Source organism: Pseudonocardia sp., assembly GCF_050246655.1.
In the GTDB taxonomy this organism is placed as follows: domain Bacteria; phylum Actinomycetota; class Actinomycetes; order Mycobacteriales; family Pseudonocardiaceae; genus Pseudonocardia.
On record NZ_JBFWVQ010000002.1, the window covers coordinates 13,922 to 28,033 of the forward strand.

The 14,112-nt window shown below is 74.6% G+C and carries 11 protein-coding genes; 7 read left to right on the plus strand and 4 right to left on the minus strand.

What is annotated here, in order from left to right; genetic code table 11:
* The first annotated feature begins 8 nt into the window (after nt 1-8).
* Complete coding sequence (locus AB7J25_RS00885) at nt 9-494, plus strand: GNAT family N-acetyltransferase (RefSeq protein WP_428504132.1); 486 nt, start codon at nt 9-11, stop codon at nt 492-494.
* 106 nt (nt 495-600) lie between these two features.
* Nucleotides 601-1,914, plus strand: coding sequence for an NAD(P)/FAD-dependent oxidoreductase (locus AB7J25_RS00890; RefSeq protein ID WP_428503914.1), 1,314 nt, complete (start codon nt 601-603; stop codon nt 1,912-1,914).
* Between the two features lie 126 nt (nt 1,915-2,040).
* On the opposite strand, the gene AB7J25_RS00895 is transcribed toward AB7J25_RS00890, so the two are convergent.
* Nucleotides 2,041-2,829 carry a maleylpyruvate isomerase N-terminal domain-containing protein gene (locus AB7J25_RS00895; RefSeq protein WP_428503916.1) on the minus strand — a complete coding sequence of 263 codons (789 nt, stop codon included), beginning with the start codon at nt 2,827-2,829 and terminating at the stop codon, nt 2,041-2,043.
* A gap of 136 nt (nt 2,830-2,965) precedes the next feature.
* On the opposite strand from AB7J25_RS00895, the gene AB7J25_RS00900 reads away from it, so the two are divergent.
* Complete coding sequence (locus AB7J25_RS00900) at nt 2,966-6,265, plus strand: methylmalonyl-CoA mutase family protein (RefSeq protein ID WP_428503918.1); 3,300 nt, start codon at nt 2,966-2,968, stop codon at nt 6,263-6,265.
* A 341-nt stretch (nt 6,266-6,606) separates the two neighbouring features.
* On the opposite strand, the gene AB7J25_RS00905 is transcribed toward AB7J25_RS00900, so the two are convergent.
* On the minus strand, nt 6,607-7,050 hold the full coding sequence (locus AB7J25_RS00905; RefSeq protein WP_428503920.1) for a MarR family winged helix-turn-helix transcriptional regulator: 444 nt from the start codon (nt 7,048-7,050) through the stop codon (nt 6,607-6,609).
* Nucleotides 7,051-7,130: 80 nt separating this feature from the next.
* On the opposite strand from AB7J25_RS00905, the gene AB7J25_RS00910 reads away from it, so the two are divergent.
* On the plus strand, nt 7,131-7,754 hold the full coding sequence (locus tag AB7J25_RS00910) for an FMN-dependent NADH-azoreductase (RefSeq protein ID WP_428503922.1): 624 nt from the start codon (nt 7,131-7,133) through the stop codon (nt 7,752-7,754).
* A gap of 109 nt (nt 7,755-7,863) precedes the next feature.
* Here the strand turns inward: AB7J25_RS00910 and AB7J25_RS00915 are convergent, their stop codons facing one another.
* Nucleotides 7,864-9,906: a protein kinase domain-containing protein gene (locus AB7J25_RS00915; RefSeq protein ID WP_428503924.1), complete on the minus strand. Its 2,043-nt coding sequence runs from the start codon at nt 9,904-9,906 to the stop codon at nt 7,864-7,866.
* A gap of 69 nt (nt 9,907-9,975) precedes the next feature.
* On the opposite strand from AB7J25_RS00915, the gene AB7J25_RS00920 reads away from it, so the two are divergent.
* The gene (locus AB7J25_RS00920; protein WP_428504134.1) at nt 9,976-10,725 is read left to right on the plus strand and encodes a helical backbone metal receptor; all 750 of its coding nucleotides are present in this window, start codon (nt 9,976-9,978) and stop codon (nt 10,723-10,725) included.
* Nucleotides 10,722-11,771, plus strand: coding sequence for an enoyl-CoA hydratase/isomerase family protein (locus AB7J25_RS00925; protein WP_428503926.1), 1,050 nt, complete (start codon nt 10,722-10,724; stop codon nt 11,769-11,771). Before AB7J25_RS00920 ends, AB7J25_RS00925 begins: the two co-directional genes overlap by 4 nt.
* 56 nt (nt 11,772-11,827) lie before the next feature.
* Here AB7J25_RS00925 and AB7J25_RS00930 read toward each other — a convergent pair whose 3' ends face one another.
* Entirely contained in the window at nt 11,828-13,012 is a 1,185-nt protein-coding gene (locus AB7J25_RS00930) for an MFS transporter (protein WP_428503928.1), read from the minus strand.
* Between the two features lie 123 nt (nt 13,013-13,135).
* On the opposite strand from AB7J25_RS00930, the gene AB7J25_RS00935 reads away from it, so the two are divergent.
* Nucleotides 13,136-13,975 (plus strand): alpha/beta fold hydrolase, encoded by an 840-nt coding sequence (locus AB7J25_RS00935; RefSeq protein ID WP_428503930.1) that lies wholly within the window; start codon nt 13,136-13,138, stop codon nt 13,973-13,975.
* The last annotated feature ends 137 nt before the right edge of the window (nt 13,976-14,112 follow it).

The following is a 14,112-nucleotide window of genomic DNA, read 5'->3' on the forward strand; positions in this document are numbered from 1 at the left end:
CCGGAGCCATCGCAGGCCAGACCGTCGTACTGCGGCCCACCACGGCCGCCCACGTCCCGGCCTTCCTGGAGATCCTCGCCCACCCCGACGTCGCGAAGTGGTGGGGCGGCTACGACCTCGAACGCGTCCGCCGGGAGCTGCTCGGCCCGCACGGCTACGCCGTCGAGCTCGCCGGTGAGGTGATCGGGCTGGTCATCTTCTACGAGGAGACCGACCCGGACCACCGCCACGCCCGCGTGGACGTGGCGTTGCACCCGGACCACCACGGCCACGGACTGGGCGCGGACGCGGTGCGCACGATGTGCCGCCACCTGTTCGGCCGTGGCCACCACCGGATCGTCATCGACCCGGCGGCGCAGAACGAGCGTGCGATCCGCAGCTGTGCGCGGGTCGGGTTCCGGCCCGTGGGGGTGATGCGCCGCTACGAGCGTGCGAGCGACGGCACGTGGCACGACGCGCTGCTGATGGACCTGCTGGCCGACGAGCTCGGCTAGCGGCCGCGCCGAGCGTGCACCCGCTCAGCCCTCGGCCGGACGGAACGCACGCTCGACGGATGCACGGGTCGACTGCCGACACGTTCCGACGCGCGCAGGAGGAGCCATGACCCGGACGACCGTCGTGATCGGCGCCAGCATCGCCGGGATGCTCGCCGCGGCCGCCGCGAGCCGGCGGAGCGATCGCGTCCTCGTCCTCGAGCACGACGACCTCCCCGACCGGCCGCAGGGCCGGCCCGGCACCCCGCAGGCACCGCACACCCACGGCCTGCTCGCGTCGGGCCGCGCCGCCATGGAGGAGATCCTGCCCGGCCTCACCGAGGACCTGGTCGGCGCGGGTGCGCTCGCCGGCGGCGACGCCGGCCGGGCCGGGCGCTGGTGGATCGGCGGCGGCCTCATCGCCGACTGCGACCTCGGCCTCGGGGGCGCGGTCGTCTCCCGGCCCACCCTGGAGCACGCCGTCCGGGTGCGGGTCCAGAAGCTGTGCCCGGCCGTCGAGATCCACTCCGAGGCGGACGTCGTGGGGCTGCTCGGGGACGCGGGGCGCGTCACCGGTGTGGCGGCGCGCGCCCGCGGCGCGGGTGCCACCACCCGACGGATCGAGGCCGACGTGGTGATCGACGCCTCCGGTCGCGCGGGGCGGGCGATGCGGTGGCTGCCCGCCGTCGGCGCCGTCGCGCCGCGGGAGGAGCGCGTTCAGGTGGGTGTGCGGTACGCGACCGTGCACGTCGCGTCCGCTCCGGAGGATCTCGGCGGGCGCGTGGTCGTCGTCTGCGCGGCCACGCGCGAGGTGCCACGCGGAGGTGTGGCGATCCGGCAGGAGGACGCCACCTGGATCCTGACGCTGTTCTCCTACGGCGACACGGCCATCCCGAGCGACACCGACGGCCTGCGCCGGTTCGCGGCCACCCTCGTCTCGCCGGACCTCACCACGCTGCTCGCGGACCGGGACCCGCTGCACGCACCGCTCGCCTACCGGTTCCCCGACTGCCGGCGCCGCCGGGTCGAGGAGGTCGACCTCCCGCTGGGGTACGCCCCGATCGGCGATGCCGTCGCGAGCTTCGACCCCACCTTCGGGCAGGGCATGACCGTCGCCGCCCTGCAGGCCCTCGCCCTGCGGGACGCGCTGGCCGGCGGACCCGAGCAGCTGCGCGGCGCCTACGTCCGGCGGGCGACCGGGATCGTCGACCGCGCGTGGACGGTCGTCGTGGGTGCCGTCGTCCAGCTCCCCGGAGTCAGCGGGCCCGCCCCGGCAGGCCACGCCGTCATGAGCCGCTACGTCCGGCGCCTGCAGCGCGTGGCCCGCCACGACCCCCAGGTGGCGCGGGCGTTCCTGCGCGTCACGAACCTGATCGACCCGCCGCAGTCCCTGATGCGTCCGGCGCTCGCGGCGCGCGTCCTGCGGCCGGGGGCGGCCTGACCTCGCCGCCGAGCGTGCACCCACGCATGCCCCGACCTGACGCAGCCCACGCTCGGCGAACCCGGCAGGACACGCACCCGGGCCGGTGAAAACCGCAACTCGCGGCGGTGAGATGCGGAACTCGCGCTAGAAGCCCGTGCGGGCGAGCCAGGTGTCGAGCACCGCAGCGTCGCCGAGCACCTCCACGCGCTCCGGCGGCAGCCGGCGCAGCAGCACCAGCAGCAGCTCCGCCGCCGGGCCCCGGACGGCGACGGTGCCCTTCGCGTGCCCGGGCTCCCAGGTGACGCCGTCGCCCGCGGGCCGGATCATCCACTCCCCCGCCGTGCCGAGACCATCGTCGGTGGCGTGGAGGTGCATCGTCGCGACGCCGCCGAGCGGATGCTCGGCCGAGCCCGGCCGGGCGGCGAGCAGGGTGAGCCACTCGGAGACGCCGTCCGCTGCGACGTCCGCGGGCACCTCGAACGCCGCGCCCACGGCGAGTGCGGCGTCCGCGCGGTGCACGACGCACTCGTGCAGGCGCCGCCGCAGCCACCACGCGGCGGGCTGCGGGCCGGTGAACGTCCAGACCGGCGTGGTGGGGCCGGTCCTCGCGACGGCGGTGGCGAGCGCATCCACGCCGGCCAGCAGCCAGTCGACGGCGCCGCCCTCGGGCGGCTTCCCGTCGGGCACCTCCCGCGGGTCCAGCACCGTGTCCATCCGGCGCGCCACCATCGTGGCCGCCCACCGGTCCCCGCGGCCGACGTGGGTCGCGAGGTTCGCGAGCGTCCAGCCGGGGCAGGTGGGGACCGTCGTGTCCAGGTCGTGGGTGCGCAGGAGGTCCGCGAGGGCCTCGTTCTGCGCGCGCCAGGCGGCAGTGACGCCTGTCGTGACGTCCGCGGCGAGGGACGCGCCTGCGGTCGGGTCGAGTGCGGACATGGGGCGAACCTAGCGCGGCGGCATCCGGCCCACGGCCCGGCCTCGCAGGCCGTCGCTGCGGATGTCACACCTGGAAACGCTTTCGCTTCCGATAGTAGGATGCCAAACTAAATCGGAGCCCAACGAGGGAGCTGCGATGAGCCTGCACGTGCCCGCCCACCCCGTCCGGTTCGTCACGGCGGCGAGCCTGTTCGACGGTCACGACGCCGCGATCAACATCATGCGGCGCATCCTGCAGCGCCAGGGGGCGGAGGTGATCCACCTCGGCCACAACCGCTCGGTGGACGAGGTCGTCACGGCCGCCATCCAGGAGGACGTGCAGGGCGTGGCGATCAGCTCCTACCAGGGCGGGCACGTCGAGTACTTCACCTACCTCGTGGAGCTGCTGCGCGAGCGCGGCGCGGGCCACGTGAAGGTCTACGGCGGTGGCGGCGGCGTCATCGTCCCGCGCGAGATCGAGCTGCTGCACTCACGCGGCGTCGCGCGCATCTTCTCCCCCGGCGACGGCCAGCACCTCGGCCTCCCCGGGATGATCAACATCATGATCCGGGAGTGCGACGTCGACCTGGCGGTGCAGCCGCCCACCTCGTTCGACGGCCTCTACACCGGCGACCACGCGACGCTCGCCCGCACGCTCACCCTCGCCGAGACCGGTCGGCTCCCGGCGGACGTGGACCTCACCCCGCGCCGGCGCGTGCCCGTCCTCGGCATCACCGGCACCGGCGGGTCCGGCAAGTCCAGCCTGACCGACGAGCTGGTCCGCCGCTTCCGCCTGGACCAGGAGGACAAGCTGCGCATCGCCGTCCTCGCCGTCGACCCCACCCGGCGCCGCGGCGGCGGCGCCCTGCTCGGCGACCGCATCCGGATGAACGCGCTGTCGAGCCAGTCCGTCTACTTCCGCTCGCTGGCCACCCGCGGAGGCGGAGGCCGGGCGAGCATCGCAGGGAGCGCCGGCGACCGAGGAGCGCAGCCCGGGCGGGAGTCGACCATCCCGCACGGCAACGGCGGCGGGCTGCCCGAGAACCTCGGCGACGCCATCGCGGTGCTCCGCGCGGCCGGGTTCGACCTGGTGATCGTCGAGACCCCCGGCATCGGCCAGGGTGACGCCGGGATCGTGCCGTTCGTCGATCACTCGCTGTACGTGATGACGCCCGAGTTCGGCGCCGCGTCGCAGCTCGAGAAGATCGACATGCTGGACTTCGCCGACGCCGTGGCGATCAACAAGTTCGAGCGCCAGGGTGCCGAGGACGCCCGCCGGGACGTCTCGCGCCAGCTCGTGCGCAACCGCGACGCGTTCGGCGCGAAGTGGCAGGACATGCCCGTCTTCGGCACGAGCGCCGCCCGGTTCAACGACGAGGGCGTCACCGCGCTCTACCAGCACCTCGTGGCGCTGCTCGGGAAGAGCGGCCTGGTCACCCACGGCGGGCGCCTGGCCCGCACCGACCGGCGCACCTCGGTCGAGCACGCGAGCGCCATCCCGTCGAACCGCGCGCGCTACCTCGCCGACATCGCCGACACCGTCCGCGGCTACCACGAGCGGACCGCCGAGCTGGTCGAGGCCGCCCGCACGCGCCAGCACCTGCGCACCGCCGCGGCCGCGCTGGAGGCGGCCGAGGCCGACGCCGGCGGGCTGCCGGAGCTGGTCGCGCGGGCGGAGAAGGAGCTCGACCCCGAGGCGGCCGCGCTCCTCGACATCGAATGGCCGGAGTGGGTCGAGGCGTACTCGGGCGACGAGATGGTCGTGCACGTCCGGGACAGGGAGATCCGCACGCAGCTGACCCGGGAGACGCTGTCCGGCTCGAAGGTCCGGCGCGTCGCGCTGCCGCGGTTCACCGAGGACGCCGAGCTCCTGCGCTTCCTGCGCACGGAGAGCCTGCCCGGGAAGTTCCCGTACACGGCCGGGGTGTTCGCGTTCAAGCGGGACAACGAGGACCCCGCGCGCATGTTCGCGGGCGAGGGCGACGCGTTCCGCACCAACCGCCGCTTCCACTACCTGTCCGAGCACTCCGAGGCCAAGCGGCTGTCCACCGCGTTCGACTCCGTGACGCTCTACGGCCGCGACCCGGCCACGCCGCCCGACGTCTACGGCAAGGTCGGCACGTCCGGCGTCTCGATCGCGACGATCGACGACATGCGGGAGCTCTACAAGGGCTTCGACCTCTGCTCGCCCACCACGTCGGTCTCCATGACGATCAACGGTCCGGCCCCGACGATCCTCGCGTTCTACCTCAACGCCGCCGTCGACCAGCAGGTGGCGAAGTTCCGGGAGGCGCATGGGCGCGAGCCGTCGGAGACCGAGCGGGCGGAGCTCACCGCGTTCGCGTTCGCGAACGTGCGCGGCACGGTGCAGGCCGACATCCTCAAGGAGGACCAGGGCCAGAACACCTGCATCTTCTCCACCGAGTTCAGCCTGCGGATGATGGCCGACATCCAGGAGTGGTTCATCCGCCACAAGGTCCGCAACTTCTACTCGGTCTCGATCTCCGGCTACCACATCGCCGAGGCCGGCGCGAACCCCATCAGCCAGCTCGCCTTCACCCTCGCCAACGGCTTCACCTACGTGGAGAGCTACCTCGCGCGCGGGATGGACATCGACGACTTCGCGCCGAACCTGTCGTTCTTCTTCTCCAACGGCATGGACGCCGAGTACTCCGTCATCGGGCGGGTGGCGCGGCGGATCTGGGCCGTGGCGATGAAGGAGCGCTACGGGGCGAACGAGCGGTCGCAGAAGCTCAAGTACCACGTGCAGACGTCCGGCCGGTCGCTGCACGCGCAGGAGATGGACTTCAACGACATCCGCACCACGCTGCAGGCGCTGTGCGCGCTCTACGACAACGCGAACTCGTTGCACACCAACGCCTACGACGAGGCCGTGACGACGCCGACCGAGGCGTCGGTGCGCCGGGCGATGGCGATCCAGCTGATCATCAACCGCGAGTGGGGCCTGTCGATGAACGAGAACCCGCTGCAGGGCTCGTTCGTCATCGACGAGCTCACCGACCTCGTCGAGGAGGCGGTGCTGCGCGAGTTCGACGCGATCGCCGCCCGCGGGGGCGTGCTGGGCGCGATGGAGACCGGGTACCAGCGCGGCAAGATCCAGGACGAGTCGCTCCTCTACGAGCACCGCAAGCACGACGGCTCGCTGCCGATCATCGGCGTCAACACCTTCCTCGCCCCGGAGACCGACGACGCGCCGAAGGAGATCGAGCTGGCGCGGGCCACCGAGGCGGAGAAGGAGTCCCAGCTCGAGCGGCTGGCGGACTTCCAGGCCCGGCACGCCGGCGAGGCGCAGGAGGCGGTCCGGCGGCTGCAGGACGTCGCCCAGACCGACGGCAACGTGTTCGACGAGCTGATGCGCGCCGCGCGGGTGTGCTCGCTGGGCCAGCTGACCGAGGCGTTCTTCGAGGTCGGGGGGCAGTACCGGCGCAACATGTAAGGGGCTGCGGCTCGCGCTCCCGTCGCACGCCGCACCCCTCGCCCGGCCCCCTCGCGCCGCGCCCTCGCCCGGCCCCCTCGCGCCGCGCCCTCGCCCGGTCCCCTCTGCGCGAACGGCACGTACGGGAAGACCTATTTCCCGTACGTGCCGTTCGCGCGCACTGGTGGGGGCGGCAGCGCGCACTGGTGGGGCACGGCGGCGCGCACTGGTGGGGCACGGCAGCGCGCACTGGTGGGGCACGGCGGCGCGCACTGGTGGGGCACGGCAGCGCGCACTGGTGGGGCACGGCAGCGCGCACTGGTGGGGCACGGCGCGGGCGGGTACGCGCCGGCGCCACGCGCTCAGCGGCCGGGGCGGTGGGCCTCGATCACGCGCGTGAGCCCGGCGGTGATCGACGCCTGCTCCTCGGGCGTGAGGTGGTCCGCGAAGTGGCGGGCGATGCCGTCCAGGTAGCCGGGGGCAGCGGCACGCAGCCGCTCGCGGCCCTCCGGGGTGAGCACCGCCCAGCTGCCCCGCCGGTCGCCCTCCACCTGCTCGCGCCGGACGTACCCGGCGCGGGCCAGCTCGTCCACCAGCCGGCTCACCCGCGTGCGGGAGAGCACCGTACGCTCCCCGAGCTCCTGCATCCGCAGGCGGCGCTCCGGCGCGGCGTTGAGCTCCAGCAGCACGTCGTACCAGGTCAGTGGCAGGTTCTGGGCCTTCTGCATCTCCTGCTCCAGCTCGCGCAGCACCGCGGCATGTGCGCGGAGCAGGGCGGACCAGGTCGCCACGCCGTCGTCGGTCACGCCGGAATGCTAGACGCTTGTGCGTGCGCACGCACTTTGACTATTCTGTGCGTGCGCACGCACTTACGAAGGAGCCCGCCATGACCCTTGTGCACATCTCCGCCTCACCCCGGGGCGACGCCTCCGAGTCCCTCGCGATCGCCCGGACCTTCCTGGACACCTGGGCGGAGGTCCACCCCGACGCCGAGATCGTCCACCGCGATCTCTGGGACGGCACGCTGCCGGCGTTCGGCCCTCCGGCCGCCGCGGCGAAGATGGCCGTCTTCGCCGGGCAGGAGCCCCGCGGCGAGGCCGCGCAGGCCTGGGACGCCGCGACCGCGGAGTTCCGCCGCTTCGACGCCGCGGACCGCTACCTGTTCGGCGTCCCGATGTGGAACGCCGGCATCCCGTACGTGCTCAAGCAGCTGATCGACGTGATCAGCCAGCCCGGCATGGTGTTCGGATTCGACCCCGAGGCCGGCTACACCGGGCTGCTGCGGGGCAAGAAGGCCGTGGTCGTCTACACGAGCGCCGTGTACGGCGACGGGCGCGGCCCCGCGTTCGGCACCGACTTCCAGGCCACGTTCTTCACGGACTGGCTGCACTGGGCCGGTGTCGCGGACGTCGAGGAGATCCACTTCCGGCCCAACCTCGCCACGGCGGACGCCGAGTGCGGCCGCCAGGCCGCCCACGCGCGGGCACGGGAGCTCGCGAAGACCTGGTGACCCCGCCGCGAACGGGACGGATGGGAAGACCTATTTCCCGTACGTGCCGTTCGCGCGCTCGGGGACGCGGGGTGCCCCGGCAGCTCGCGAAGACCTGGTGACCGGAAGGTCAGCCCGGCTTCACCCGCACCACCGTGTCGTCGTCGGCGTTGGTGATCCACACCGTGCCCTCGGGGTCGATGTGGATGTCGCCCGCCCCCTTGCCGACGCCGTTCACGGCGGTGCCGCGGTCGGTCAGCGTCGTGATGTCGATGCGCCGCAGCTGGTTCTCGAACGGGTAGGTGATCCACGCGGCGCCGTCGCGGATCGCGAACAGGCTCCCGCCCTTGACGGGGATCGGCCTGCCGATCACGAAGGAGCGGCGGTCCACGGGCGTGACGTCGTCGACCGTGCCGACGTAGAGCACCCCGTCGTCGGCGAGGATGCCGCCCTCGGCCTGGTCTACGGCCAGCGGCGTGCCGAGGACCTGCCCCGAGGTGCCGTCCACGGTGCTGATCGTGCGGTCCGCGGTGTTGACCACGTAGAGCAGGCCCGCGTCGTAGATCATCGACACCGGCTTGTCCCCGACCTTCGCCGACTCGCCCTCGACCTGCAGCGTCTGCATGTTGACGCGGCTGATCGTGCCCTCGTTCTCGTGGCTCACCCACACGTAGCCCCCGCCGACGGCGATGCCGCTGATGGTGGCCGTCCCGGTGGTGATGGGGTCGCTGACCTGGCCGGTCGCGATGTCGACGCGGGTGATCGAGTCCGAGTAGTTCCAGACCCAGACGGCGCCCTGGTCGACACCGAGCTGGATCGGCACGCCGCCGACGGTGATCTGCTCGCTGCGCCCGGTCGACGGGGTGATCTTGGATATCGTGTCGGCGCCGCTGTTGGCCGTCCAGAGGAAGCCTGCGCCGTCCTCGATGTCGAGCGGTTCGGGACCGACCGGGATGGGCGAGCCGATCAGCGCGCCCGCGACGGCGGGGGGTGGCGGGGGCGGCTCCTCCCCGCGGGACACGAGCGCCACGACGCCGCCGATCAGCGCGAGCACCGCCACCACGGCGACGGCACCGATCACGAGCGGCGCCGAGCTGCGCTTCGGTGGGGGGCCGCCGGGGTGGCTCGGCGGGCCGGGCGGCCACGCCGGCGCCTGCGGCGGAGGGGCCCACCGCGTGGCCGCGGCGAGCGGGGCGACGTGCTGGGGACCCGAGTGCGGGCCCGACGGGTGGGGTGTCAGGTGGGGCGCGTGGTGGACCACGAATGCCGTCGGGGCGCTCCCCGTCGTCGGTGGCCAGCCGACGGGGGCGGTGAGCGCGCGGCCGGTCGCGGCGGCCAGGGCGGCCCGACCGAACTCCCCCGCCGTGGGGAACCGGTCGGCGGGGTCCTTCGCCATCGCCCGCTGGACCACCGGGTCCAGCTCAGGCGGCAGGTCCGGCGCCACCTCGGACAACCGCGGCGGCGGCTGCTGGACGTGCGCCCACATCTTCGCGGCGTCGGTGTCGCGGGGGAACGGCACGCGCCCGGTGAGGGCCTGGTAGAAGACGCAGCCGAGCGCGTAGACGTCCGCACGGGCGTCCACCGCCCGCCCCTCGAGCTGCTCCGGGGAGATGTAGTCCATCGTCCCGAGGACGGTGCCGGCGCGGGTGAGCCCGTCCGCCCCGGTCGTCTGCTTGGTGAGCCCGAAGTCGGTGAGGTAGGCGTGCACGGCCGGGCCCGTGGAACCGTCGGGGCGCTCGGCGATGAGGATATTCGCGGGCTTGACGTCGCGGTGCACGAGGCCGCGGGCGTGCGCGGCGTCCAGGGCGCCCGCGACCTGGTCGATGATCGTGGCCGCCAGGACGGGGGCGATCCGGCCGTCGCGGACGATCATCTGTCGCAGGTCGGTGCCCTCGACGAACCTCATGGCGACGTAGAGCCGCCCGTCCTCCTCCCCCGCGTGGAGCACGGGTACGACGTGCGGGTGGTCGATGGAGGCGGCCAGCTCGGACTCGCGCTTGAACCGCTCACGGAACTCGGGGTCGTCCGCGAGCGCGGGTGCGACCACCTTGACGGCCACCGCGCGGTTCAGCGCCAGCTGCGTGGCCTTGTACACCACGCCCATCCCGCCCTGCCCGGCGACGCCGTCGATGCGCAGCCCCCCGAGCACGGCCCCCACTTCGAGGTCCGCCACGCGCGGACCCTAGCCGCCCCGCGCGGCGCCGTGAAAGGGCCGGGCGGGGCTAGTGTCGAGGCCGTGATCGTGCAGGCGGTCGGCGACGACGAGGGGCGCGCGGTGGCGGTGCCCGCGCGGGTGCGGCGGGTCGTGTCGATCGTGCCGTCGCTCACCGAGGCCGTCGCGGCGACCGCCCCGGAGCTGCTCGTCGGCGCCACGGACTGGTGCACGCACCCCGCGGACCTGGACGTCGTCCGGGTGCGGGGGACGAAGAACCCGGACGTCGAGCGGATCGTCGAGCTGGCGCCCGACCTCGTGCTCGCCAACCACGAGGAGAACCGCCCGCCGGAGCTGGACGCGCTGCGCGGCGCGGGCCTCGCGGTGTACGTCACCGACATCCGCACGGTGGACGGCGCGTTCGCGTCGCTGCGCCGGATGCTCGCAGCCTGCGGGCTGGGCGAGCCGGCATGGCTGGCCGCGGCCCGCGCGGCATGGGCGGCGCTGCCCGAGCCCGCCGTCCGCCGCCGCGGTGTGGTGCCGATCTGGCGCAAGCCCTGGATGGCGGTGGGCAGCGACACGTTCACCGGCGCGGTGCTCGCGCGCCTGGGGGTGGACAACGTCCTGGCGGACTCGCCGCAGCGCTACCCGCGCTTCGACCCGGCCGACCTTCCCGAGCACGACCTCGTCGTGCTGCCCGACGAGCCGTACCTGTTCACCGCACAGGACGGTCCCGAGGCGTTCGCGGCACCGTCGGCGCTGGTCAGCGGCAGGTTGCTCACCTGGTACGGGCCGAGCCTGCTGGAGGCGGCCGACGAGCTGCCGCGGGCGCTCGCGTGACGGCGACGGTCCTCGCGCGGGTGCAGGGCGCGGCCGGGCGGCTCACCCTCAACCGTCCGGCCGCCCTCAACGCCCTGGACCTGCCCATGATCCGCGCCCTCACCGCGGCACTCGCGGAGTGGGAGCGCGACGACGCCGTCGCCGTGGTGGTGCTCGACGGCGCGGGCCCGAAGGGGTTGTGCGCGGGCGGCGACGTCCGGTTCATGTATGACGACGTGCGCTCCGGCGGGCACGAGTTCGCGACCCTGCTCGCCGAGGAGTACGCGCTCGACGCGGGGATCGCCCGCTACCCCAAGCCGTACGTCGCGCTGATGGACGGCGTGGTGATGGGCGGCGGCGTGGGGCTGTCGGCGCACGGCGGCGTCCGGGTGGTCACCGAGCGGACGGTGCTCGCGATGCCGGAGTGCTCGATCGGCTACGTGCCCGACGTCGGCGGCACGTGGCTGCTCGCGCGGGCGCCCGGGGAGCTGGGCACGCACGCGGCGCTCACGGGCGCGCGGCTGCGCGCAGCGGACGCGATCGCGTGCGGGCTGGCCGACGTCCACGTGCCCTCCGGCCGCCTTCCGGAACTGGTGGCGGCGCTGACGGCCGTGACCGGGGGGCCGGGCTGCGTCGAGGAGACCGTCCGCGGGTTCGCCACCGATCCCGGCCCGTCCGCGCTGGTGGCGGACCGCCCGTGGATCGACGGCTGCTACGCCGGCGACACCGTCACCGAGATCGTGGACCTGCTGCGCGGCGCCGGGCACGCCCCCACCGCCGAGCAGGTCCTCACCGGCGCCCCGCTCGCCCTGGTGATGACGCTGCGCGCGGTGCGGTCCGCGCGGACCCTCTCGCTGCCCGAGGCGCTGCGCCAGGAGTACCGGCTGACCCGGTCCTGCACCCGGTGGCCCGACTTCGCCGAGGGCGTGCGCGCCCGCCTGATCGACCGTGACACCCCGCGGTGGGAGCCGGCGACGCTGCGCGGGGTGACCGTGGACGTCGTGTGCGAGTTCCTGCGCGGCGGCACGGACCCGGCCGATCCAGAGATCGCGTTCCCACCGCAGTGATCGTCACGGCAGGCGCACGGCGCTCGTCCACGAGCGCTTCGCACCGGCCGTGGTGATCATGAGTCGGGTGCGGCGGGCCGCTGCGGCTCGCGCGTCGCCCCGGCGGTGGCGAACGCGACCACCAGCGCCACCACGACCACCAGCAGCGCGTGCAGGATCCCGATGCGCTCGGCGAGCAGCCCGATCAGCGGCGGCCCCGCCAGGAACGCGGTGTAGCCGATCGAGCTGACCACGGCCACCCGCGCCGCCGCGCGGCGGGGGTCGTCGGCCGCGGCGCTCATCCCCACCGGGAAGCCCAGCGCGGCGCCCGCACCCCACAGCGCGGCCCCGGCGAGCGCCCAGCCCGTCCCCGAGCCGAAGACGACGACGAGCAGCCCCACGAGGGCGAGCAGCACGAACGCGCGCAGCACCGCCACCCGCCCGAACCGGGTCAGGAGCGCCCCGCCCCACACCCGCGCGGCGGTCATCGACGTCATGAAGAGGCCGTAGCCCAGGGCGCCCACGGCCTGGGCGGCGCCGTGCCCGTCGACGAACGCGACGGCCGACCAGTCGTAGGCGGTCCCCTCGGTGAACGCGGACGACAGCACCAGCACGCCCACGAGCAGCGTGCGCGGATCCCGCCAGGCGGCGAGGACCGCGCGCGGGCCCGCGTGCTCCTCGCCGGGATCGGCGGGCAGGAACGCGCGCACCGCGGGCACCACCACGGCGGCGACCAGCACCGCCACCCCGACGAGCTGCGCCGCGAACGAGACACCCAGCCCCGCGCACGCCGCCGCGATCCCGGCCCCGGCCACCGCGCCGAGGCTGAACCCGGCGTGCAGACGCGGCATGAACGGGCGCGCGAGCGCCCGCTCCACGGCCGCCCCCTCGACGTTCATCGCGACGTCCCACACCCCCGCGCCCAGGCCGACGAGGAACAGCGCCGCACCCGCCGCGGCCTCCTGGCCCGCGCCGAGCGCTGCGGCGAGCGCGACCATCCCGGCGACCGACGTCGCCATCGCCGCCACGACCGCCCGGGCCGCGCCGATCCGGCCCACGACGACCCCCGACAGCGGCAGCCCGATCACCGAGCCGGCGGACAGGCACAGCAGGAGCAGCCCCAGGCCCGCGGGGCTCAGCCCGAACGCGTCCCGCAACGCCGGCGTGCGGGCGAAGATCGACGCGAACAGCGTCCCGTTCGCGACGAACACGACGGCGACGGCGGTGCGGGCCCGGATCACGGCCCCCTCGTCGACGAGCACCCGGCCCATGGTGCCTGCCCGGCCCGCGGATGGCCCGCGGATCGGAAGCCGGTCCCGTCACACTCCGCGACGGATCGGCGGGGATCGGCGGGGATCAGGCCTGGATCGGCAAGGATCGGCTCTGTGCCGTACACGACGACCGACGACGGCGTCGCGCTGCACTGGCGCGAGACCGGCAGTGGCGCCCCGGTGCTGTTCGTGCACGAGTTCGGCGGGGACTCCCGCTCGTGGCGACCTCAGATCGCCCACTTCGCGCGGCGCCACCGCTGCCTGGTCCACGACGCCCGCGGCTACCCGCCCTCGGGCGTCCCGACCGATCCGGGCGCGTACTCCCAGGATCGCGCGGTGGCGGACGCCGTGGCCGTGCTCGACGCGGCCGGGGTGGACACCGCGCACGTCGTCGGGAACTCGATGGGCGGCTTCTGCGCGCTGCACCTGTGCCTGCGCCACCCGGAGCGCGTGCGCTCGGCCGTCGTGGCGGGCTGCGGCTACGGCGCCCACCCGGACGTCGCCGCGCAGGCCCGGGCGGCGTTCCTCGCGCTGGCCGACCGCTACCGCGACGAGGGCGCCGCCGCCGTCACGGCCGACTACGGCCACTCGCCCGCGCGGCAGCCGCTGCGGGAGAAGGACCCGGACGGCCACGCCGAGCACCTGCGCGTCCTCGCCGAGCACGATCGCGTCGGCGCCGCGCTGACGCTGCGCGGCGTCCAGGCGGCGCGGCCGTCGCTGTACGGGCTGCGCGCCGAGCTGGCGGCCGTGCGGGTGCCGGTGCTGCTCGTCGTCGGCGACCGTGACGACGACGCGCTCGACGCCACGCTCATGCTGCGGCGCACGATCCCGGGCGCGCGCCTCGCGGTGCTGCCGAACTCGGGGCACCTCACCAACCTGGAGGAGCCCGCCCTGTTCAACGCGCTGGTGGAGGCGTTCCACGCCGACGTCGCGGCCGGCCGGTTTCGGCCGTAGCCCCGCGAGTTGCGCGTTCCGCCAGGGCGAGTTGCGGAATCCGCCGGAGCGCCCCGGCCGCGTGCCGGCCGCCGACGGGCGGGACGTGCGGGAGCCCCCGCCCGGTCCGGGCGGGGGCTCCCGGCTTCAGGGCCGGC